The sequence below is a fragment of the Mesorhizobium sp. ESP-6-4 genome (assembly GCF_020164735.1).
GTDB lineage: Bacteria > Pseudomonadota > Alphaproteobacteria > Rhizobiales > Rhizobiaceae > Mesorhizobium.
This window is the reverse complement of the sequence record NZ_JAIUGS010000016.1, coordinates 1-22,271: the sequence shown is the minus strand read 5'-3', so window position 1 is coordinate 22,271 and position 22,271 is coordinate 1. Positions and strand designations below refer to the sequence as shown.

General features: G+C 65.5%; 16 protein-coding genes. 4 read left to right on the top strand and 12 right to left on the bottom strand.

All coding sequences use genetic code 11. The annotated features are described in order from the left end of the window. Nucleotides 1–46: 46 nt before the first annotated feature. From trxA to LB523_RS22610, 12 genes are all read right to left on the bottom strand, one after another. Complete coding sequence (gene trxA / locus LB523_RS22665) at nucleotides 47–370, bottom strand: thioredoxin (protein ID WP_095767992.1); 324 nt, start codon at nucleotides 368–370, stop codon at nucleotides 47–49. A gap of 74 nt (nucleotides 371–444) precedes the next feature. Further along, nucleotides 445–3,957 carry a double-strand break repair helicase AddA gene (gene addA / locus LB523_RS22660; RefSeq protein WP_224607139.1) on the bottom strand — a complete coding sequence of 1,171 codons (3,513 nt, stop codon included), beginning with the start codon at nucleotides 3,955–3,957 and terminating at the stop codon, nucleotides 445–447. Then, nucleotides 3,954–7,088 carry a double-strand break repair protein AddB gene (addB, locus tag LB523_RS22655; RefSeq protein WP_224607137.1) on the bottom strand — a complete coding sequence of 1,045 codons (3,135 nt, stop codon included), beginning with the start codon at nucleotides 7,086–7,088 and terminating at the stop codon, nucleotides 3,954–3,956. Before addB ends, addA begins: the two co-directional genes overlap by 4 nt. After that, entirely contained in the window at nucleotides 7,085–7,807 is a 723-nt protein-coding gene (locus LB523_RS22650) for a nucleotidyltransferase family protein (protein WP_224607135.1), read from the bottom strand. Before LB523_RS22650 ends, addB begins: the two co-directional genes overlap by 4 nt. Then, on the bottom strand, nucleotides 7,804–9,315 hold the full coding sequence (tsaE, locus tag LB523_RS22645) for a tRNA (adenosine(37)-N6)-threonylcarbamoyltransferase complex ATPase subunit type 1 TsaE (protein ID WP_224607133.1): 1,512 nt from the start codon (nucleotides 9,313–9,315) through the stop codon (nucleotides 7,804–7,806). The genes LB523_RS22650 and tsaE overlap by 4 nt, the downstream gene beginning before the upstream one ends. 10 nt (nucleotides 9,316–9,325) lie before the next feature. Then, nucleotides 9,326–11,905 (bottom strand): sensor histidine kinase, encoded by a 2,580-nt coding sequence (locus LB523_RS22640; RefSeq protein WP_224607131.1) that lies wholly within the window; start codon nucleotides 11,903–11,905, stop codon nucleotides 9,326–9,328. 189 nt (nucleotides 11,906–12,094) lie between these two features. Then, complete coding sequence (gene ahcY / locus LB523_RS22635) at nucleotides 12,095–13,495, bottom strand: adenosylhomocysteinase (protein WP_224607129.1); 1,401 nt, start codon at nucleotides 13,493–13,495, stop codon at nucleotides 12,095–12,097. A 202-nt stretch (nucleotides 13,496–13,697) separates the two neighbouring features. Further along, a complete protein-coding gene (locus LB523_RS22630; protein ID WP_224607126.1) occupies nucleotides 13,698–13,994 on the bottom strand; it encodes an HPr family phosphocarrier protein in 297 nt (98 codons plus the stop codon). Beyond that, nucleotides 13,991–14,392 (bottom strand): PTS sugar transporter subunit IIA, encoded by a 402-nt coding sequence (locus tag LB523_RS22625; RefSeq protein ID WP_027166957.1) that lies wholly within the window; start codon nucleotides 14,390–14,392, stop codon nucleotides 13,991–13,993. The genes LB523_RS22630 and LB523_RS22625 overlap by 4 nt, the downstream gene beginning before the upstream one ends. 164 nt (nucleotides 14,393–14,556) lie before the next feature. Further along, the gene (locus LB523_RS22620) at nucleotides 14,557–15,018 is read right to left on the bottom strand and encodes an HPr kinase/phosphorylase (RefSeq protein ID WP_224607123.1); all 462 of its coding nucleotides are present in this window, start codon (nucleotides 15,016–15,018) and stop codon (nucleotides 14,557–14,559) included. Nucleotides 15,019–15,031: 13 nt separating this feature from the next. Then, on the bottom strand, nucleotides 15,032–16,816 hold the full coding sequence (locus LB523_RS22615) for a sensor histidine kinase (RefSeq protein ID WP_318011989.1): 1,785 nt from the start codon (nucleotides 16,814–16,816) through the stop codon (nucleotides 15,032–15,034). Nucleotides 16,817–16,940: 124 nt separating this feature from the next. Then, entirely contained in the window at nucleotides 16,941–17,642 is a 702-nt protein-coding gene (locus LB523_RS22610; RefSeq protein ID WP_006201274.1) for a response regulator transcription factor, read from the bottom strand. Nucleotides 17,643–17,983: 341 nt separating this feature from the next. Between LB523_RS22610 and LB523_RS22605 the strand changes: the two genes are divergently transcribed. The 4 genes from LB523_RS22605 to LB523_RS22590 all read left to right on the top strand — a co-directional run bounded on the left by LB523_RS22605 (nucleotide 17,984) and on the right by LB523_RS22590 (nucleotide 22,215). Then, nucleotides 17,984–19,594 (top strand): phosphoenolpyruvate carboxykinase, encoded by a 1,611-nt coding sequence (locus LB523_RS22605; protein ID WP_224607120.1) that lies wholly within the window; start codon nucleotides 17,984–17,986, stop codon nucleotides 19,592–19,594. Between the two features lie 82 nt (nucleotides 19,595–19,676). Continuing rightward, on the top strand, nucleotides 19,677–20,114 hold the full coding sequence (arfB, locus tag LB523_RS22600) for an alternative ribosome rescue aminoacyl-tRNA hydrolase ArfB (RefSeq protein ID WP_140843521.1): 438 nt from the start codon (nucleotides 19,677–19,679) through the stop codon (nucleotides 20,112–20,114). Nucleotides 20,115–20,302: 188 nt separating this feature from the next. Continuing rightward, entirely contained in the window at nucleotides 20,303–20,920 is a 618-nt protein-coding gene (locus LB523_RS22595) for an alpha-ketoglutarate-dependent dioxygenase AlkB family protein (RefSeq protein WP_224607117.1), read from the top strand. Nucleotides 20,921–21,027: 107 nt separating this feature from the next. Further along, entirely contained in the window at nucleotides 21,028–22,215 is a 1,188-nt protein-coding gene (locus LB523_RS22590; RefSeq protein WP_224607114.1) for a glycosyltransferase family 87 protein, read from the top strand. The last annotated feature ends 56 nt before the right edge of the window (nucleotides 22,216–22,271 follow it).

The window sequence follows — 22,271 nt, the reverse complement described above, 5'->3', positions numbered from 1 at the left end:
GCCCGGCGCGATGGCCGGGCTTGGATCTTGAAAACTTCAGATTGGCTCAGGCGAGGCTGCCGTTGATCCAGTGCGACAGCGCGGTCTTCGGCGCGGCGCCCACTTTCATGTCGGCCACTTCGCCGCCCTTGAAAATCATCAGCGTCGGGATCGAGCGCACGCCGTACTGCGCGGCAAGCTCCGGGTTCTCGTCGATGTTGAGCTTGGCCACCTTGATCTTCGCGCCGAGTTCGTTGGCGATGTCTTCCAGCGCCGGAGCGATCATCTTGCACGGGCCGCACCATTCCGCCCAGAAATCCACCACGACCGGCTCCTTGGCGTTGAGCACATCGGCCTGGAAATTGCCCTTGTCGACCTTGACGGTGGCCATGCTGAAATCCTTTCGAAAATTCGGGTTGCACCAAATGTGGTGGTTGTGGCGGCGATGTTCAAGCAGTTCTTGTGTCACGCTGCCGTGAGTCGGGCAAGGGCGTCATCCATGGCGGGGGCGGGCAGCTCGATCAGTCGCGGCGCCTCGGTGAACAGCAGCGCCGCCGTCACCTCGCGCCCCGGATAGAGCGGCTGGAGCAGAGCGCGGTAGAGCGCAAGCTGCAGCACATAGGCCGGCGGCACCTCCGCCAGGTCTTTGGGGGCCGGCCGGTTGGTCTTGTAGTCGATGATCGACACCTTTTCGGGCGTGACCGCCAGCCGGTCGATCTTGCCGGAGATCGAGCGCAGCCTGCCCTTCACCTCGAGGCTGCCCATGACGGCGACCTCCGCTCGGGAGGATGGCGAGAACAGCGCGCCGAAGCGGGTGTCGGACAGGATGGAGAGCACGGCGTCCAGCGCCCTGTCGCGCTCGCCATCCGGCCAATCCGCGCCGGCGCGCGCCAGGTAGCGCTCGGCGGCGCCCCGCCTTTCCTCCTCCGCGATGCCGGGCAGCATCTGCAGCAATTTGTGCAGGGCAAGGCCGCGCAGGATCGCTAAGCCGGGCTCGGCCTCGGCATCGAGCACTGGCGAGCGAGGGTCGGGCACGGCTTCTTTCGCCTCGTCGATCAACGCCGAAGCGCCGGAAGGCGAAAGCGGCCGCGGCAGCTCCTCATAGGGCGGCAATGGCCGGAATAGGGTGTCGGGCAGCGGCGCAAGATGCTCGATTCTATGCTCGGCTTCGCCCTCTGCCAGCGCGACGGGTGGCAATTTCGTCATATGGAAGCGATGTACCGCCACCTCGGCCGTCGCCGGATGCCGGCGCTCGGAGCTCTCGGGCGCGCCGAGCAACGCGCGGCTGACGATCGAATGCCAGGTGCCGGTGCTGGGCTGCCGCTTGCCGTGATAGCCGCAGACGACCAGCCGGTCCTCGGCACGCGTCATGCCGACATAGAGCAGCCGCCGGTATTCGTCGTCGGCCAGTTCGCGCGCCCGGACCGAGGCCGCCTTCGAGACGCCATTGGCGACATCGCTGGCCGAGCGCCACAGATAGCCCTTGCCTTTCCATTGCGTGCCGGAGCTCTCGAACGGCATCAGCCGCGGCAGATGCTGGTCGCTGAACGGCGCCGAGCCGCCATCGACCAGGAAGACCACCGGGGCTTCGAGACCCTTGGCGGCATGCACGGTCATGACCCGCACCTCGTCGCGCGTCTGGTCCATCTCGCGCTTGATCTCGGGGCCGGCATTTTCCAGCGTCGACAGGAAGGACTCCAGCCCCGGCAGGCCGGTGCGTTCCTCGGTCAGGCAAAAGCTCAGGAACTCGTCGAGGATATCGCCGGCTTCGGGTCCCAGCCGCGCCGTCATCTTGCGGCGCAGGCCGTCGCGCGCCAGCGCGGCGGCGTAGAATTCGAAAACCGGCTTGAAGGCCACTTCGGTTGCCCAGCCATCGAGCCGGCTAACGACAGCGGCGAGGGAAACATCCTCGGCCGCATGTTGCCTGAGCGAGGCGACCAGCGGCTGGCCCTTCGGCCTCGAGCCAGCGAGCGTCAGCAAGGTCTCCTCCGAAACCTCGAAGATCGGGCTGCGCAGCACCGCGGCCAAGGAAAGGTCGTCTTCCGGCTGGATCAGGAAATGTCCAAGCGCGATCAGGTCCTGCACCGCGATATGGCCGGGCAGGCTCAGCCGGTCGGCGCCGGCGACCGGGATCTGCCGGTTCTTGAGGCTGCGCGACAGCGCATGGACGAAACGGTCGCGTTTGCGCACCAGCACGAGGATGTCGCCGGCGGTCAGCTTCCTGCCCTTGCCTTCGATGACCTCACCGTTGCGCAGCCAGGTCTGGATGGTGGTGGCCACATGCTCGGCGACGCGTACCGCGGGCGCGCTGGCATGGTTGACCGGCAAGGTCCAGTCGTCGGGCTCCTCGACCATTTCGGCGCCGACCGACGGCCACACCTCGACATAGCCCGGCGCATCATTGCGGATAGCCTTGTGGCTCAGCGGATCAGGATCGTGGCTGATGCCGCGCCTGACACCGGGTTCGGCGAAGACGCGGTCAACCGCAGCCAGCACGTCGTCGCTCGACCGGAACGACCAGGTGAGCTTGAGATTGGCGAAGGCGGCCTCCGCGTCGCGCACGCGGCCGGCGAACAACAGCCGGCTTTCGGCAAAGGAATCAGGCGCCGCGCCTTGGAAGGAATAGATCGACTGCTTCTCGTCGCCGACGGCAAAGACAGTTCGGCGCACCGCTTCGCGTTGGCCAAGCCCGGCAAAGAACTCTTCCGTCAGCTTCTTCACCACTTCCCACTGGTCCGGGCTGGTGTCCTGTGCCTCGTCGAGCAGGATGTGGTCGATGCCTTGGTCGAGCTTGAACTGCACCCACGGCCCGGCATCCGGTCGCGACAAGAGACTGACCGTGCGGGTGATGAGGTCGTTGAAGTCGAGGAAACCCCGCCCGCGCTTCAACTGCTCATAGCGCGCGATCAGCCAGCCGGCGACGGTGAGCGCTGCCGCTGTCCCTTCCAGCATGCGGAACAGCGCCAGCCGGTCGGTTACGTCGAGGATTGCCTTCGCCACCACGAAATAGCGGTCCGGCAGGTCGGGCAGGCGGTCGATCAGCGCCTTCCTGAAGATTTTGGGCGGATCGTAGGGGTCGCCGTCCGCACGCAGGAATGCCTTGGCGAGCAGGCGCAGCCGCCGGATCGGATCGGCCTCGGCAAAGGCGCTCTGCGCATACGGCAGCACATTGTTCAACACCTGCTTGGCGTCGGCTGCCTCGGCGGCACGGGCAAATTCGGCGAGCTGGCCAGGCGAAAAGCCAGGCAGCGGCCACAGCGAAGCAGCGATGTCCTCGGCCGTCTGTCCAGGCCTGAAGCCGAATTCGGCGAACAGTGGCCGGAAGTCCCGATCCTCGCCGAACTTGGCGATGAAACCGCGCAGTTCATCGCGCTTGCCGACGATCTCGGCAAGCAGCGTATCGAGCCCGAACTCGCCGCCGCGTTCCAGCACGGTGGCAAAGGCTTCCGCCAGCCCTTCGACGCCGGCGCCTGCGCCGGAGATCATGTCGCGGCGGGCATCGGCGAACAGCGAGGCCTCCATCTGCGGATCGAGCATCTCGAAATGCGCCGGGATATTGGCTTCGAGCGGGAACTGGTGCAGCACGGATTCGCAGAAGGCATGAATGGTCTGGATTTTCAGTCCGCCCGGCGTCTCGAGCGCCTCGGCAAACAGCCGGCGTGCGCGCCGCATCATGTCGCGGTCGGCGCCGCGGCCGTCCAGAGCCGCGATCCTGACCGCCAGCTCGGCATCAGGCAGCGCCGTCCATTCCGACAGGGTCGAGAACACGCGGTTCGACATATTGGCGGCGGCAGCCCGCGTGTAGGTGAGGCACAGGATCTTCGACGGATCGGTGCCGTTGAGCAGGAGCCGGATGACGCGCTGCGCCAAGACATGCGTCTTGCCCGAACCGGCATTGGCCGACACCCAGGCGGAATAGGCGGGATCGGAGGCGCGCGCCTGGCTGGCGGCGGTATCGGAGGGGATCGGATATTTCATCCTTCCGCCTCGTCCTCGCTGGCGCCGCCGGCCGACCATTCGAGCACCCGCGCCAGATGATCGTAGTCGCCGTCGGCCTCGCCCTCGCGGAAGGGCAGCGCGCGCGACAAATAGCCGGTGGTCGGGTCGGCATAGTGGAAGAGCAGCCGTTCCAGCCGCGCCCAGGCTTCCTCGGAAAGGTCGTTGGCGGTGCGGAACTTGCGGTTGTATTCGAGGATCGATTCCTCGAATACCTCGCCATTCGGCTTCAGCCGCACGAAGGCGAGCTGCGAGGGTTCGCGGATGCCGAGTTCCTTGAAGGCGCCGCGCCTGAGCAACGCGCCCTCCAGCGCGAGCTGTGGCGACAGCAGCGTGTGCGCCTGCGCTTTCGAGGGCGAGGATCCTGTCTTGTAGTCGAGAATGTCGGCCATGCCGCCGGCAAGCAGATCGATGCGGTCGGCATAGCCGGAAAGCGTCACCCCGGTGCGGCCGACGACCGTTTTGTCGGCGCGCTCCTCGGCATAGCGTCTCGCGACCGCCTCGGCGCGGCCATGCTCCCATTCGATGATGTTTTCGGCGAGCTTTTCGAAGCGCGGCCACCAGATAGCCTCGATATCCGGCGGAAGCTTTGCCTCGGCAAAGCAGGTACGGCCCGCTTCGATGAGGCTGGCCAGCGCGTTCGGCGCCCTCGGATCCTCGACCCGCCGCGAGAACAAATGCAGGATTTCGTGGAACAGCGTGCCGCGTTCGGCGGCGCCCGGATCGCGGATCAGCGGCTCCAGCGGCATCAGGCCGAGGATGCGCCGCGCGTAGACCGCATAGGGGTCGCGGCGCAACGTCTCGATCTCGGTGACCGAGAAATGCTGCGGGCGCAGGCTGAGCGGCGGCTTCGGCTGCGGGCGGGAGGCAAAATCCTTCTTCTCGCCGGCATCGAGCGCGCGCGCCCAGGCAAGCAGCGCGTCGCCGCGGCCGCGAAGTGCTGACGCCGGCTCCTTGCCGAGGAAGGTCAGGATGCGCTGCAGCCAGCGCGACGGCACCGCCGGCGCGTCGCCGGAGCGCGCCGAACGCGTCAGCACGACCTCTTTTGTGCCCATCGCCATCTGGAAGTCATGCGCGGCAAGGCCGATGCGCCGCTCCGGCGGCTCGAGGTCGATGCCGGTCTTCATCAGCCGCGACATGAAGCGGTCGCTCTCGGGCTTGCGCGGCCAAACCCCTTCATTGAGCCCGCCGATGACCAACATGTCGACATGCTGCAGCCGAGCCTCCAGCGCGCCCCAGATGGCGATGTTGCGATCGGTGCCTTGCGCCGGCTTGACCGTCTCCGGCGCGATCAGGGCCTCCATCACGTCGGGCCACTCCAAAGCGGCGAAGGTGAAGGGCGACGACGCCGCCACCAGCCCGCGCAACAGCTCGGCGAGTTTCTCGCCCGCATCGCCGGCATAGAGCTCCGCCAGGCCGTCGTCGACGGCGCGACCGAGACTTTCCAGCGCGACCACGCTCGCGCGCGTCAGCGTCGCAATATCGGCGCCTTTCTCGTCGCGCATCGCGGTGAGCGGCAACAGCGACTTGGTAAGGCGGCTAAGCATATCTTGGGCCTGCTCGATGCCGCGCACGGTCAAGCGCGAGAACCAGAAAGGCTGCCTTGTGTCGCCGCTCAGTTCCGCCAGCCGTGTCTCGAACAGCGCGCCGAGCGATGCGACATCGGGCCGGCCCGTGCCGCCGCGCAGCGCCACCAGCTCGACGAGCTCGGCAGCCTTGCGCATGGCCTGGCGTTCGAGACCGAGCGCGAGTAGCGGATGCTTGAGCAAGGCAAGCAGGCCTACGGGGTCGCCGGGTCGGAACGCAGCGCTCAGCGCGAGCCTGAGCAGGCTGGCGGCCGGTGTGTTGATTAAAGGCGCGCCGCCGGAATCGTCGGCGACGACGCCGAAACGCAAAAGCTCGGCCGAAACCCGCCGGGCCAGCGCGCGGTCACCGGTGACGAGCGCCGCGCGCTTGCCTGGGGCCTCCACGGCGCGCTTCAGCGCGATGGCGATTGCCGCCGCCTCGTCGCGTTCGTTCGCCGCTTCCACCAGCGTCACGCCGGCCAGCGCCTGTTCGATGTCATATGCCGTGAAGCGCGGCCGCGTCTCGGTCCAGTATTCGGTGGTTTCGGCCGGCCGCAGCGCCTCGCCGACCAGGGCCGCGCGCAACGCAAGCGGCGATGGCGCCGCAACAAGGTCCTCGACGTCGCGGCGCGGAATGCCGATGCCGCCGATCAGCTTGGCGAGGCCGTATTGCGGGTGGCCGAGCGTTGCCGGGCGCGCGCCAGGCGCCGTGATCGCCGCGAAGGATGCGTCGTCCAGGTTGCGGTCGAGCCCGGGCAGCACGACGGCGCCGTTGGGCAGGCCGGCGATCACTGCAAGCAGTTCGGCGGTGGCGGGGATGGAGCCGGTCGAACCGGCGGCAATCACCGGTCCGGCCGGCGGAGTGCGCTTCAGCCGCGCCGCCTCCAGCCGGATCAGCGCGCTGCGATGCGCGGCTGGATTGGAGCGGTCCCGCTCCTTGAGAAGTTCCGGCCAGTTGTCGGTGACGATGCCGAGGAAATCGAGCGTCACTTGCCACCAGCCGGCGAGATTGCCGGTGACCAGCGTCGCGAGCTTCGCCCAATCCGTGCCCTCGGTCTCGATCTCATCCATCAGCCGGGCAAGGTCGCGCGCCAGCCAGATGGCGTCGGCGGCCGAGCTCGGCACGACGAATTCCTCGTTGAACCGTGCCCTGACATGGTCCGGCAGGCTTTCCTTCCAGGCACGCACCAGCGGTGCCAGCAACAGCAACCGCTCCTGCGCGGCGATCGGCGGGGCGAGATCTATTGCCGGCGCCGCTTCCGCGTCGAAGGCGGCCTCGTCCTCGTCGAATTCGCCAAGCGGCTGCACCGTCGGCAGGATGGCCGAGTGTTTTCCCCCGTCCATTTCGGAGAGCATGTCGACGAAAGCTCCACGCAGCGCACGCGCCGCGCGCCGCGTCGGCACATAGATGGTGGCGTCGGCAAGCGCCAGCGGGTCGCCGTCGAAGCGGAAGCCGGGGATCAGGCGCCCGTCGAGCAACGCCCCCGCCAGCGTCGGCAGGAACGGCGCTCCGGGCGGAATGGAAAAGACGCGGCGCGTGCCGCTCATACCGCCTTCGCTAGGGCGCCGGCCACGGCTGCCTCGGCCGCCGGAATGGCGTCCGGAGTGCCGACGGTGATCCAGCGTCCGTTCATCTTCATGCCGAACAGGCGCCCTGCGGCGATCGCCTTGTCGAAATAGACATTGAGCGAATGCGAGCCCATGGGCGCATCCTTGAAGATGCGCGGATGGATGATGGCGGCGCCGGCATAGATCAGGCCCGCCGGATCGCCCCTCGAGCGCCGTAGGGCTCCATCAGGGGCAACAAGGAAATCCGTGCCGACGCAATGCCCGGTCGCTGAGTCGAGATCGGTAAGCATCAGCAGAATATCCATTCTCGCGGCGTCCCATGCAAGGGCAAGACGCTCTAGGCTGGGCTGGCCACTGTCGATCCAGAAGGTGTCGGCATTGATGATGTAGAAGGGCTCGCCACCCAGAAGCGGCAGCGCCTTGACGATGCCGCCAGCCGATTCCAGCAGCGCCTGGCGCTCGTCGGAGATGACGATCTTCGGTGCGCGCCTATGGGCAACATGCGCGACGATCTGCTCGGGCAGATAGTGCACGTTGACGACGGCCTTGGCGACGCCGGCGGCTTCCAGGCTGTCCAGCCCCCAATCGAGCAAGGTCTTGCCGGCGACCTTCACCAGCGGCTTCGGCATCGTGTCGGTGATCGGCCGCATGCGCTTGCCGAGCCCGGCCGCCAGCACCATCGCGGTCGTCGGCTTCATGGGACCCGTTCCTCGAGCAGGCCGTGGGCCATGTAGAAATCCTTCAGACCGGAAAGCGCCGGATGCGCCAGCGCCCGCCTCAGATAATCGCGGATGCGCGGCAGGTGTTTCAGATAGTAAGGCTTGCCGTCGCGTTTTTCGAGCCGCACGAAGATGCCGAGGATCTTCGAATTGCGCTGCGCGGCCATGATCGCATAGGCCTCGGCGAAGCCGGCCTCGTCGAAAGCGCCGGCGGCGCGCCGCGCTGCGACATAAGCCGCGACGGTGCGCCGCTCGATTTCGGGTGAGACGGTGACGCGCGCATCCATGGCCAAAGAAGCGACGTCATAGGCGGCGGGCCCGATCAGCGCGTCCTGGACGTCGACGATGCCCAGCCGGTCGAGGCCGGCGCGCTCGCCTCGCCAGATGATGTTGGGCGAATGGAAGTCGCGCAGCATCAGCGTGTATTCGCTGCCTGCCAGACGATCGAGGAGCGCGTTCCATACCTTGTGGTAGCCTGCCCGCAACGCGTCGTTTGCCGGTTCGCCGGTGATCCATGGCACATACCAGTCGACCAAAAGGTCGGCTTCGATCAGCATGGCTTCCCGGTCGAAAGGCGGCACGTCGTGAAATACGCCGGGCGACGCTTCCAAGCGCGTAGGCCAAGTCTTGCCATGCATCATGGCCAGCAATTCGGCCGCCGCTTCGTAGCGTTTGGCGATGGGCTGGCCGTCGCGACCGAGGAAACCTTCCGAGCCGAGATGCTCGGTGAGCAGAAAGCCCTGGTCGAGATCCTGGGCATGGATCGCCGGCACGCTGACGCCGGCCCCAAGCAGCGCCCGGTCGATGGCGACGAAGGCGGCGACGGATTGCGCCGTGTGGGCGATCACCGCATAGGGCTTGCCGTCGCGAACCGGCGGCCCGAGCACGAGCCGCGGCGAGTTCATCAGCACGCGCGGCGCCTTGCCGGGCAGCGAGACGATTTCGTAGGAGCGGGCGGAAGCATCGCCGACGAAGTAGCGGCGGCTGGCTTCGCCCCATCCGGCGGAGGCCAGAAAATCGCGCATCGCGAGCGATCGCGCCACGCGATCATAGATCGGTCCCTGCCCGGAAAGCCGCGCCACGCGGCCATCGCCCTGCTCGGCAAGATCGACCCACAGCGCCGTTTCCGGCAAGCGGTCTGCGGCCCGTTCCGGCCATTCGATGAGCGCCGCGCCTTGGCTTAGCGCGTCGTCGAGGCCGAGCTCGTCGAGCTCGTCCGGAGCGGACAGCCGATAGAGGTCGAAATGATGCACCGGAACGCGCGTCTCGTAGCTCTGCACCAGGGTGAAGGTCGGGCTCGGCACTTCGAGATTGGCGTCGTCGGCGAGCGCCCGGATCAGCGCGCGGGCCAACGTCGACTTGCCGGCGCCGAGATCGCCTTTCAGCGCGATCGCGTCGCCCGCGCGCAACGCCATGGCGAGGTCCTCGCCAAGCCTTGCCGTGGCCGCCTCGTCGGCGAGAAAACGTTCCAACACTGGTCCAGCCATATAGTCCGCGCTACTCGGCCGCGTCGCGGATGCCCGCCGGCGTATCGGGGATTCCGGAAGGCTTGTCCGGGAAGGTGCAGATCACCGTGGTGCCCCTGTCCTGGCCGGTCTCGATGCGCACGGTTCCGCCATGCAGTTCGACGAAGCTCTTGACGATCGAGAGCCCCAGCCCGGCGCCGCGCCTCCGCCCGCCATTGGCGCGCGGCTCGAAGCGGCGGAAGACCGATTCCAGCACGTCCGGCGGCATGCCAGGGCCATCGTCATGCACCGAGAACTCGACGCCGTCGGCCAGCCGGCGGCAGGTGAGCCGGATCGTGCTTGCCTGCGGCGCATAATTCGCCGCGTTGCTGAGCAGGTTGTAGAGGATCTGGCGGATGCGGGTCTCGTCGCCATGGAAGCTCGCCGGCGCCTCCGCTGCATCGATCTCGAGCTTGATTTGATGCTCGTCCAGCCGGTCGGCGACCAGCTCGGCGGCCGCGGCGATCGTCCGGTCGATGTTCATTTCGGAGATGTCGAGCTGCATGATGCCGGCATCGACCGTCGCCAGGTCGAGGATGTCGTTGACGATGGTGAGCAGCACCGACGATGACGAGCCGACATGCTCGACATATTCGCGCTGCTTGGGCGTCAGCGGCCCGGTCGCGGGCAGCGACAGTAGCTCGGTGAAGCCGATAATGTTGGTCAGCGGCGAGCGCAGCTCATAGGAAACGTGCTGCACGAATTCGTTCTTCAGCTGGTCGGATTTCTCCAGCGCCTCGTTCCTGTCCTTCAGCGCCCGCTCGACATTGACGGTGTCGGTGACGTCGACGAAGGTGATCATCACCTGGCCGTTGGGCAGGTGGATCACCGCGTAGCTCAGCACCGTCCCGTCGACGAGCTCGATCTGGCCGCGGCGGTCGCGGCGCTCGTCGTCGAAGCCGGTGACCGCGGCGACGAAGCCGCCCCAGGGGCTGTTCGCGGCGCGCTGGTCGCACAGGTCGCGGATCGCCGAAACATGAACGTTCGGCTTGACCGCTTCCACCGTCAGCCCCCACAGCGCGACGAAGGCCGGATTGGACAGGCGCAGCCGCCCGTCCGGACCGAACACGACCACGCCTTCGGCGAGATTGTCCAGCGTCTCGCCCTGCACTCGCACGGCGGTCTGGTAGCGGCTTTCGAGGTCCATCTTCTCGGTCAGGTTCTCGAACACCCAGGTGACGCCGCCCTTCGGCTGCGGGTTCGCCACGACGCGGATCGTCTTGCCGTCCGGCAGGTGCCACCAGTGTTCCTGCGATTCGACGGCGCGATAGGCGCTGAGCAGGTTTTCCTTCCAGCGCCGCCATTCCGGCTGCTCGGCGATCCTGCCTTCGCTGCGCAGCCGGTCGAGCAGCAGCGTGTTGGAGGGAGCGCTGAGCAGGAAGCCCGAGTCGAGACCCCACAGCTTCTGGAAGGCCTGGTTGAAGAAGCGCAGCTTTTCCTCGGTGTCGAAGATCGCCACGGCGGTGTTCAACTGGTCGAGCGTGTCGGCATGGCTGCGCACGGTCCGCTCGTATTCGGCGCGGATCGTCTCGGCCGCGCTGGTGTCGCAGGCGAGCCCCGCCGAACCGTCGGCGCCGGCGAAGTCGGTGACCGCGAACATGCGGCGATCGCCTTCGATCACGGTGGATAGCGTCTGTTCGAAGACCGGGTGCGACTTGTGCTGCTCGGCGATTTGATCGCGCGCCTGGCCGCCAAGGAATTCCGTCGCGTCGCGCACGGCCGCGGCGGCGCTTCCTGCTTCCACGGCCTCGGCGTAGGCGCGGTTGACCCATTGCAATCGCCCGTCCGCGCCGCGCAGCCATGCCGGCATCTTCAACGCGTCGAGCAGGCCGATCAAGGTGTCGTAGTCGGCGCTGAGCCGCTGGTTCTCGATCTTCAGCCTGGCCTGGTTGCGCAACGTCTCCGACAGCGAGACGAAACGCACCAGCACATGCGCCGCGCTCTTGCGCCCATGCACCTCCAGCGGCACGCCGGCCTGCGTTTCGATGACCAGGTCGAAGGTCTTCGCCTGTTCGCGCAACGCGGCAACCGCGTGCTCCAACGCCGCCGCCGAGCGCGGCATCAGCCAACGGCCGAAAGCGAGGAAGGCGGACCTGTCGTCAGGCGCGCCGCTTTCCAGCGGCAGGCTGCCGATGAGCTCGGGCTTCTTGTTGTCCGTTGTCCACACGATCAGGCGCTGGTCGCGCAGGTTGAGCAGCGCTTCGGAGCGCTGCAGCGCAGCGTTGACGTCCGCGATGCGGGCCCTGAGCTGCAGGTTCTGCGAGGCGGTGCGTGCGCGCTCGCGGATAAGGAATATGGCCGAAACCAGCGCCGCGCCCATGACGCCCACGAACATGGCGAGCTGCATGACCTCGAGCGTGCTGACCGGCGCCGCGGCCTTTGCCGGAATGCCCGTCTCGGCGTGGGCCGCAAAGGCGAGGAGCGGGCCGGCAAGCGTCGAGGTCGCAAGCAGCAAGGCCAGCCGCGAGCCGGCACGAAAACCGCCGCGGCTCACACCGGGGCCGGCATCATTCGAATCCTCATGGCCGCCGGAAACGGCCTTTCCCGCGCGTGGCGGGTAATCCCCCGGCATGTCTTGGTCCTCTTCGCCGCTTGAATGCAAGACCGCCCTGATGCGTCCCCGGCCCAACATGTCCCCGGACCGCGAATCACAACAATAACGCTTGCTGGAATCGGCGTGAAGAATCATTGGCGCAAAAAATAAAGCCGGATGGAAAGTCAACCACCCGGCTTCAATATATGGTAGATAATTTCGCTTTGGTTAATAGCGGTAGTGTTCAGGCTTGTACGGGCCCTGCGGCGTCACGCCGATATAGGCGGCCTGTTCGCCGGACAGCTCGGTCAGCTTGGCGCCGAGCTTGTCGAGATGCAGCCGCGCGACCTTCTCGTCGAGGTGCTTGGGCAGCACATAGACCTGGTTCTCGTACTGGCCGTGCTTGCTGAAAAGCTCGATCTGCGCCAGCACCTGGTTCGTGAACGAGGCCGACATGACAAAGCTCGGATGACCGGTGGCGTTGCCGAGGTTGAGCAGGCGGCCCTCGGACAGAAGGATCATACGCTTGCCGTCCGGGAAGGTGATCAAATCCACCTGCGGCTTGATGTTGGTCCATTTCAGGTTGCGCAGCGCCGCCACCTGGATCTCGTTGTCGAAGTGGCCGATATTGCCGACGATCACCATGTCCTTCATCGACCGCATATGGTCGAGCGTGACGACGTCCTTGTTGCCGGTGGTGGTGATGACGATGTCGGCGGTGGGCGCGGCGTCTTCCAGCGTCACCACCTCATAGCCGTCCATCGCCGCCTGCAGCGCGCAGATCGGGTCGACCTCGGTGACTTTCACACGCGCGCCAGCGCCGCGCAGCGAGGCCGACGAGCCCTTGCCGACATCGCCATAGCCGCAGACCACCGCGACCTTGCCGGCCATCATGGTATCGGTGCCGCGGCGGATGCCGTCGACCAGCGATTCCTTGCAGCCGTATTTGTTGTCGAATTTCGACTTGGTGACGGAATCGTTGACGTTGATCGCCGGGAAGGGCAGCAGACCCTTCTTCTGCAGCTGGTAAAGACGGTTGACACCGGTGGTGGTCTCCTCGGTGACGCCGCGGATCGCTTCCCGCTGCTTGGTGAAGAAGCCTGGCGAAGCCTTCAGGCGCTTCTTGATTTGGGCGAACAGGATCTCTTCCTCCTCGCTGCCAGGATTGGACAGCACGTCCTCGCCGGCCTCGGCGCGCGCGCCGAGCAGGATGTACATGGTGGCGTCGCCGCCATCATCCAGGATCATGTTGGAGGTACCGCCATCGGTCCACTGGAAGATCCGGTCGGTGTAGTCCCAATAGTCTTCCAGCGACTCGCCCTTGATGGCGAAAACCGGAATGCCGGCCTCGGCTATGGCCGCGGCCGCGTGGTCTTGGGTCGAGAAGATGTTGCAGGAGGCCCAGCGGATGTCGGCGCCCAGCGCCTTCAGCGTCTCGATCAGCACCGCCGTCTGGATGGTCATGTGCAGCGAGCCGGTGATGCGCGCTCCCTTCAGCGGCTGCTTGGCGCCGAACTCCTCGCGGCAGGCCATCAGGCCCGGCATTTCGGTTTCGGCGATCTCGATCTCCTTGCGGCCCCAGCCGGCAAGCGAGATGTCGGCGACCACATAGTCCTTGCTACCCGTCATGGCAGTGCTCCGGTGTGATTTTTTCTCAAGGCGCGCCGACGCCGGGAGGCGCATGGGAGGGCGCGGTTGCCGGCTTGACTACCAGATCGGTCGTCGCACGACAATGGGACATAAAGAAATCTTTATGCGCGCATGTCTTGCGTTTCGTCCAAAAGCGCGGAACGATTTTGGGAAGACGACATGTATCCAACAAAAAGCGTGACTAGATTTCCTCGCCGAAACGTGAGGCGATCAGCTGCTCCAACGCGTCCATCGCCGGCACGGCTTCCGGGCCGCTGGCGATGACGCGGATCGAATAGCCTGGGCTCGCCGCCAGCATCATCAGGCCCATGATCGAGGTGCCGCCGACCTTCACGCCGTCCTTCTCGACATGGATGGTGGCGTCGAAGCCGCTGGCGACCTGGACGAACTTGGCCGAAGCGCGCGCATGTAGGCCGCGCTGATTGATGATCGGGAACTCCCGCACCACCTCATCCGTCCGCTGCGCCGATGCGTTCATTTGCTGCTCAGGAGCTGGCTGGCGACGTTGATGTATTTACGGCCCGCCGCTTGCGCTTCGTCGAGCGCGGCTGCCATGTTGTCGCCCTTGCGGATCGAGGAGAGCTTGATCAGCATCGGCAGGTTCATGCCGGCGATGACCTCGGTGCGGCCGGATTCCATCACCGAGATGGCGAGGTTGGAAGGCGTGCCGCCGAACATGTCGGTGAGAACGATGACGCCTGCGCCGGTGTCGACGCGCGCGACTGCGTCGACGATGTCGGCCCGGCGCTGCTCCATGTCGTCGTCGGCGCCGATCGCCACGGTTTCGAAATTGTCTTGCGGCCCGACGACATGCTCTACGGCATGTCGGAACTCGGTAGCGAGTTGACCGTGCGTCACGAGCACGAGTCCGATCATTCTCTGGTGGCTCCCGTCATCGCCGCTTCACAGGCGTATCTTATGTTCGCCAGCCATTCCAGGCGGCGGGAGCGCTATCTTGTCGACGCACGGCCGGTTGACAAGCCCAAAATTGCGGCGGCCCGGGCCATTTTGACGCATCGCAGCAAAAAACCCGGGCCGGATCATGAAAAAGGCTGGATCGACAGCCGCGCCATCAGCATGGGCAACGCGGCGGTGACATTTCGCCGGGCGATGTCGACGCGGGGCAGTCGGCATCCGCCGATCGTCTCCGTGGTCTCGTCCTGCAGACGCGCCATGTCCGCCGGTTCGACAAGCCGCGCCACAAGGTCGATCACGGCGGCCGGTTCGAAAGCCAGCGGCCGCGGTCCGATGCCGTGCACCTCGGCGAGGCCGGCGATGCTCACCGGCGCGCGGCACACCAGCCGGCCGCTGTGCGCGGCCGCAAACAACTGGTCGTCGCCGACCAGCCGGGCAAAAAGGCCCTGCGCGCGGCAATGATCGACAAGCGCCAGCGCCAGCGTCGTCTTGCCGGCGCCGGACGGCCCGGTGATCAGCACGCCGCGCTCGCCGGCCAGTATGGCCGTCCCATGGATGTTGCGGGGCTTTGCGGCGGCGCCTGGCATGTCGGTTCGGCGATCAGCCTTCCGCCGGCAGCGTCACCACGAAACGCGCGCCCTTGATCTCGCCGGGCTTGGTGCCGGGGATGTTCTCGGCCGTCAGCGTGCCGCCATGTGCCTCGACGATCTGACGGCTGATCGACAGCCCGAGGCCGGAGTTCTGGCCGAACGCCTCGCCGGCCGGCCGGTCGGTATAGAAGCGCTCGAAGATGCGGTCGATCTTCTCGGCCCGGATACCCGGGCCGTTGTCGTCGACGGTGATGATGTTGAACTTGCCCCCGCGCGCCAGCGAGATCGCGATGTGGCCATGCTCGTCCGGCACAAAGGAACGCGCGTTCTCGATCAGGTTGGTGATGACCTGGCCGATCCTGAGGTCATGGCCGACGACGAAATAGCCTTTGGCGCCGGCCGGCAGCTTGGCGACCTTGAGGTCGATCTCGACGGCCTTCTTGTTGCGCGTCGTCTCGCGCGAGACGGCGATGAGGTCGGTGATGAACTTCTTCAGGTCGACGGTCGCGGCATCGTCGCGCGCCAGCTCGGCATCGAGGCGGGACGCATCCGAGATATCGGTGATCAAGCGGTCGAGCCGCCTCACGTCGTGCTGGATGATCTCCATCAGGCGTGCGCGAGAAGCATCGTTTTTCGCCAAAGGTAGCGTTTCCACGGCGCTGCGCAGCGACGTCAGCGGGTTCTTCAACTCATGCGACACGTCGGCGGCGAAACTTTCGATCGCCTCGATTCTCGCATACAGCGCATTCGTCATATCGCGCACGGCAATGGACAAATTGCCGATCTCGTCCTGACGATCGGAAAAGTCGGGGATTTCCTCGCGGCTCTTGACGCCGCGCCGCACCCTGACGGCGGCGGCTGAAAGCCGGCGCAGCGGATTGGCGATGGTGGAGGCGAGCAGCATCGACAGGATCGCGGTGACGAGCGCCGCCACCCCGAACACGCGCAGGATCGCCTTGCGCTCGGCCGCGACGATCTTGTCGATGTCGCCGCCTTCGGTGGACAGCATCAAGACGCCGAGCACGGCGCGGAAGCGCTGGATCGGCACCGCGACGGAGACGATCTGTTCGCCCTGCTCGCTCACCCGCACGATGGTCGAAGGGCTGCCGGTCAGCGCCTTGACCACTTCGGGAAAGGCCGCGCCGTTGCCGCCGGGCTGCTCGTGGTAGACCGGCAGGTCCTTGTTGCGGAAGAAGTCGAAGATGAACTTCTCCACTCGCTCCACGACGCCCGGCTGCTCCTCGTCGACGGGCGGCAGGTCGTAGCGCAGGATCTGGCCGCGCGAATAAAGATGCCGCGAATCGAGCAGCAGGTTGGCGTCGCGGTCATAGATGCGGGCGCGGGTGCGCGTCGGCGAGATCAAGCGTCGTAGCACCGGCGCGACGCGCTCGGGATTGATCGGGAAATCGAGGTTGTCGAGCTGGTCCGACCCCGGCCCCAGGCTTTCGCCCGCCTGCAGCTCCAGCAGCTTTTCCGGATCGATGCTGATCGAATCGGTCTCGACGGTCGCCGAAGCCGCGATGGCACCGGCGATGATCTCGCCCTGCGTCATCAGGCTTTCAACGCGCGCGTCGATCAGCCCGTCGCGAAAGGTGTTCAGATAAAGGATGCCGGTGACCAGCACGGCGAGGCCGGCCAGGTTAAGGAACAGGATGCGCCGCGTCAGACTGGAGAAGATGTGATGGCCGAGAAACCGGCGCATCGGCACCGTGATTTTCGAAACGAAGGCAGGCACGATCCGCGGCGGACGCCTTGCCGCGCCCGCCCGTCTGCCTCGCTCTACTTCCACTGCCATCGAATAGCAGGCCCTGTTTAGTTAGTGAGTAGTGAGTAGGCAGTAGGGAAGTGGTTGGCTGACTTCGGCTATGGGTGGCCGCCCGCATCATTCAAAACTGACTACTGACTATTCCCTACCTATCTTACGCTTCGCGGAACCGGTACCCGACTCCGTAAAGGGTTTCGATCATCTCGAAGTCGTCGTCGACGGCCTTGAACTTCTTGCGCAGCCGCTTGATGTGGCTGTCGATGGTGCGGTCGTCGACATAGACCTGTTCATCATAGGCTGAATCCATCAGCGCATCACGGCTTTTTACCACACCGGGGCGCTGCGCCAGCGAATGCAGGATGAGGAATTCGGTCACCGTCAGCGTCACCGGCTCGCCCTTCCAGGTGCAGGTGTGCCGCTCCTGGTCCATCACCAACTGGCCGCGTTCGAGCGAGCGGGCCTGCTGGCTGGGCGCCTTGGCCGCCGCCTCGCGGGCGCTGGTGCGGCGCAGCACTGCGCGCACGCGCTCGACAAGCAGGCGCTGCGAGAACGGTTTGCGGATGAAGTCGTCGGCGCCCATCTTGAGGCCGAACAACTCGTCGATCTCGTCGTCCTTCGACGTCAGGAAGATGACCGGGAGATCCGACTTCTGGCGCATGCGGCGCAACAGCTCCATGCCGTCCATGCGCGGCATCTTGATGTCGAGGATGGCGAGGTTCGGCGGCCGTGCCGCCAGGCCTTCCAGCGCCGACGCGCCATCGGTGTAGGTTTCGACCCGATAGCCCTCGGATTCGAGCGCGATCGACACCGAGGTCAGAATGTTTCGGTCGTCGTCGACAAGCGCGATTGTTGCCATTTCAAGCGGCTCCCTCATGAGCTGTCCCTTCTGTCGTCGAGAAGGGGCTTTTGCAGGACAAATTGGGTACAAAATGTGGCACGGGCCTTGTCCGAAGTCACGGGCGGCCTGCCGTCACACGCCATCGCACCCATAGTGGGATTGGACGAACCGAGCCTGCCAATCCTTTGGGCAACCTCTACGGTTTTTTGCACATATAAACGATTTAAACAACTTTCAAATTTTTTAAATCGATTAATGATTTGATATCATTCGGCTTTTCTGGTTCTGAACCTGACGGCCCCAGCGCGGGCTCCGGGAAGTAACCCGTCAGATGCGGCCAAATCCAGAGAGGAAATTTGATGTCGGAAGCCGGCAAACGCAACCCCGACTGCGCCATCGACGCGATCGGCCTGAAGACAATGGGCATGGTACGCTATAATTTTGGCGCGGCCGAACTCTACGAGGAAGCGATCCGGCGCGGCGAGGCGAGGTTGACCGCGCAGGGCGCGCTGGTCGCCGAGACCGGCCAGCATACCGGGCGTTCGCCGAAGGATAAATTCGTCGTGCGCGACGAGGCGACCGGCGGCCAGGTCTGGTGGGACAACAACAAGGCGATCTCGCCGGGTGAGTTCGAAGCGCTGCTGGCGGATTTCAAGGCACATGCAGCCGGCAAGGACCTCTACGTGCAGGACCTCGTCGGCGGCGCCGACGCCAATCTGAAGCTGCCGACCCGGGTCATCACCGAATTCGCCTGGCATTCGCTGTTCATCCGCAATCTTTTGATCCGTCCCGAAGCCGCGGAAATCGAGCGTTTCGTGCCGCAGCTGACGATCATCGACCTGCCCTCCTTCCGCGCCGATCCGGCGCGTCACGGCACCCGCACCGAAACGGTGATCGCGGTCGACCTCACCCGCAAGATCGTTCTGATCGGCGGCACCTCCTATGCCGGCGAGATGAAGAAGTCGGTTTTCACCATGCTGAACTATCTGCTGCCGGCAAGGGGCGTGATGCCGATGCACTGTTCCGCCAATGAAGGTGCGGACGGCGACGCAGCCGTCTTCTTCGGCCTGTCCGGCACCGGCAAGACGACGCTGTCGGCCGACCCGTCGCGCACGCTGATCGGCGACGACGAGCATGGCTGGGGCCCGCACGGCATCTTCAATTTCGAAGGCGGCTGCTACGCCAAGACGATCAGGCTGTCGGCGGAGGCCGAACCGGAGATCTTCGCCACCACGCAGCGCTTCGGCACGGTGCTGGAGAACGTGGTGCTCGACGCCGGCCGCGTTCCGGATTTCAACGATGGCAGCCTGACCGAGAACACGCGCTGCGCCTATCCGCTGGATTTCATCCCCAATGCCTCGAAGACCGGCCGCGCCGGGCATCCGAAGAACATCATCATGCTGACCGCAGACGCCTTCGGCGTCATGCCGCCGATCGCCAGGCTGACGCCGGCGCAGGCGATGTACCATTTCCTGTCGGGCTATACCGCCAAGGTTGCCGGCACGGAAAAGGGCGTCACCGAGCCGGAGGCGACGTTCTCGACCTGCTTCGGCGCCCCGTTCATGCCGCGCCATCCATCCGAATACGGCAATCTGCTGCGCGAGCTGATCGCCGGCCATGGCGTCGACTGCTGGCTGGTCAACACCGGCTGGACCGGCGGCGCCTACGGCACCGGGCGCCGCATGCCGATCAAGGTGACGCGCGCCTTGCTGGGCGCCGCGCTCGACGGTTCGCTGAAGTCGGCCGAGTTCCGCACCGACGCCAATTTCGGCTTTGAGGTGCCGGTGGCGGTCCCGGGTATCGACGGCGCCATTCTCGACCCCCGCTCGACCTGGGCGGACAAGGCCGGTTACGACCGCCAGGCCGCGAAGCTGGTCAACATGTTCGCCGTCAATTTCGAGAAGTTCGAACGCCATGTCGACGCGACCATCCTCGGCGCGGCGCCGCGGATGCAGGAAGCGGCTGAATAGCAGTCACTGCTAATTTCTTCCTCCAGGGCCTGGCTCGCGCCGGGCCTTTTCTTTTTGCCGCCGTCGCGTCATGAGTGCGTGTATGGCAAGCGATGACGATATTACCATCTCCGGCGAAGCGGTCATCCGTCCTGGCGACCTGCATGAGGACTTCATCCGCTCGTCCGGTCCGGGCGGCCAGAACGTGAACAAGGTGGCCACCGCCGTGCAGCTGCGCTTCGACGCGGCGAACGCGTCCGGCCTGTCCGAGCGCGTGCGCGAGCGCGCCATCAAGCTGGCCGGCCAGCGCGCCACCAAGGACGGCGTCATCGTCATCGAGGCAGGCCGCTTTCGCACCCAGGAGCAGAACCGCGCCGACGCGCGGGCGCGGCTGACTGCATTGATCGCCAAGGCGGCCGAGCCGCCGCCTCCGCCGCGCAAGAAGACCAGGCCGTCCAAAGGCGCCGTGGAGCGCCGCCTGAAAAGCAAGGCAGGCCGGTCGACGGTGAAGAAGCTGCGCGGTCGGGTGGAAAGCGACTGATCCGGCCAAAGCCGCTGGTTTCGGGTCGCCGCCTTCTTTGAAGGATGGCATGGCTTGGAGCATGATGCCGACCAGTGTGAAGCGGTTTTCGGAACATCATGCCCTATCTCTCTGATTTAAAGACGGATTCAGATTTCATGTCGAACAGACCCGAAACCATCCAGCTCTAGGGAGCAACGGATCGATCCATGCTCGTTCTGCCCAAAGGCGTCCGCCATATGCCGGGTTACCTCCCGCGCCCGGCCCAGGAAGCGCTGGTCGAGGAGATCAGGCGCGTCGTGCAGGCCGCACCACTCTATGTGCCGGCCATGCCGCGCACCGGCAAGGAGATGAGCGTGCGCATGACCAATTGCGGCGCGCTTGGCTGGGTGACCGACAAGGAGCGCGGCTATCGCTATCAGCCGATGCATCCGGTGACCGGCGAGCCCTGGCCGCCGATCCCGGAAGCCCTCTTGGAATTATGGCGCGAGGTCTCGGCCTATCAGCATCCGCCCGAGGCATGCCTGGTCAACTTCTATTCGGCGGATGCCAAAATGGGCCTGCATCAGGACCGCGACGAACAGGATTTCGCCGCGCCCGTGGTGTCGGTCTCGCTGGGCGACGACTGCCTGTTCCGGGTCGGCCAGGACAGGCGCGATGGCGGCACCAAGTCGTTCAGGCTGAAGAGCGGCGACGTCGTCGTGCTTGGCGGCGAAGGCCGCCTCGCCTTCCACGGTGTCGACCGCATCTATCCGGCGACATCGGCGCTGCTGAAGAACGGCGGCCGCATCAATCTGACGCTGCGGCGGGTGACGGTGCCTGGCTGAGCATATTGGGGCAAGACGATCTTAAGGACACCTGGGCTACAATCGCGGTTGCTATAACCGAGATCGCCATGCAACCGGATTGGATCAGGACCAGGAGCCTTTTGGACGTGGCCATTGTCACGGTCGTGTCGATCATCGCCGCATGGATGACTTGGTTCTACCTGAGCTTTCTGTGGACCTTGGACAGCCGAGGCTTTTCCGCGCTGTCGCACAGGCTCCCCTACTGGGATTTCACCAACCTCTGGGCAGGTTCGCGCATGGCCATCGAGGGCCACGTTGCCGTTCTCTTCGACGTGGAGGCCTACCGCGCGGCGCTGCGCGCGATGTTCTCACCCGACCTTCCAAATCAGGAATGGAGCTATCCGCCGAACATCCTCCTGCTCGGCGTTCCGCTTGCCACCTTGCCGATTCTGCCCGCCTATCTGATCTGGACGTTCGGGACCGTGCTGTGCCTGTGGCTGGCTGTCCGGCCGCTGAAGCTCGGAGCGGCCGTGGAACTGGCGATTGTCTTGAGCCCGGCGGTTATCTGGAACTCCTTGTTCGGCCAGAACGGCGCGCTGACCGCCGCGCTGTTGATCGGAGGCCTCGCCGTGGCGCCAAGGCGTCCGCTGCTGGCCGGAATCCTGTTCGGCCTGCTGACGATCAAACCGCATCTCGGCATTCTCGTGCCCTTCTGCCTGCTCGCCAGCGGCAACTGGCGCGCCATTCTCGCGGCGATTGGCACCAGCGTCGTGATCGCCCTCGCCACCGGCCTGTTCTTCGGCTTCGATGTCTGGCGGCTGTTCCTGACCGAAACCCGCCCCTTGATGACGGCGATCATGGAGGCGCCTTATCCGCAGCCCTATCAGTACAACGCGATAACGGTGTTCTTCACGGCGAGAGCTTTCGGCGCCGGGGTGACCTCCGCCTATGGCGTGCAGGCGGTCGCGACCATCGCTTCCATCGCCGCGGCGATCTGGCTCTGGCGGCCGGGCCGCGTGGTCTCGCATCAGGAACGCGTGGTGCTTACCGCTGTCCTTGCGATCCTGGCCACGCCCTATGGCTACACCTACGACACGATCGGTGTAGCCGTAGCGGTGGCGATGCTCGCCGCGATGGTTTCCAGGCCGCCTCGGCTGATCCTGGCGATTTGCTGGCTCGCGCCTTTCGTCGTGAATTTTTTCACCTGGGGCGGATATTGCGTCGCTGTCCTGATCCCGCTGTTTCTTGCCGCGTGGATGCTGCATTCGATATGGACGAGAGGCCGGAAGGCTGAACTCTCGGGAGAACCGTCCCTAGAGTCTTTCACGTTTTGACGGAAGCGTATCCGGCGTTTTCGAAGTAGTTCTTGCATTCGGCTGCCTCGATGGTT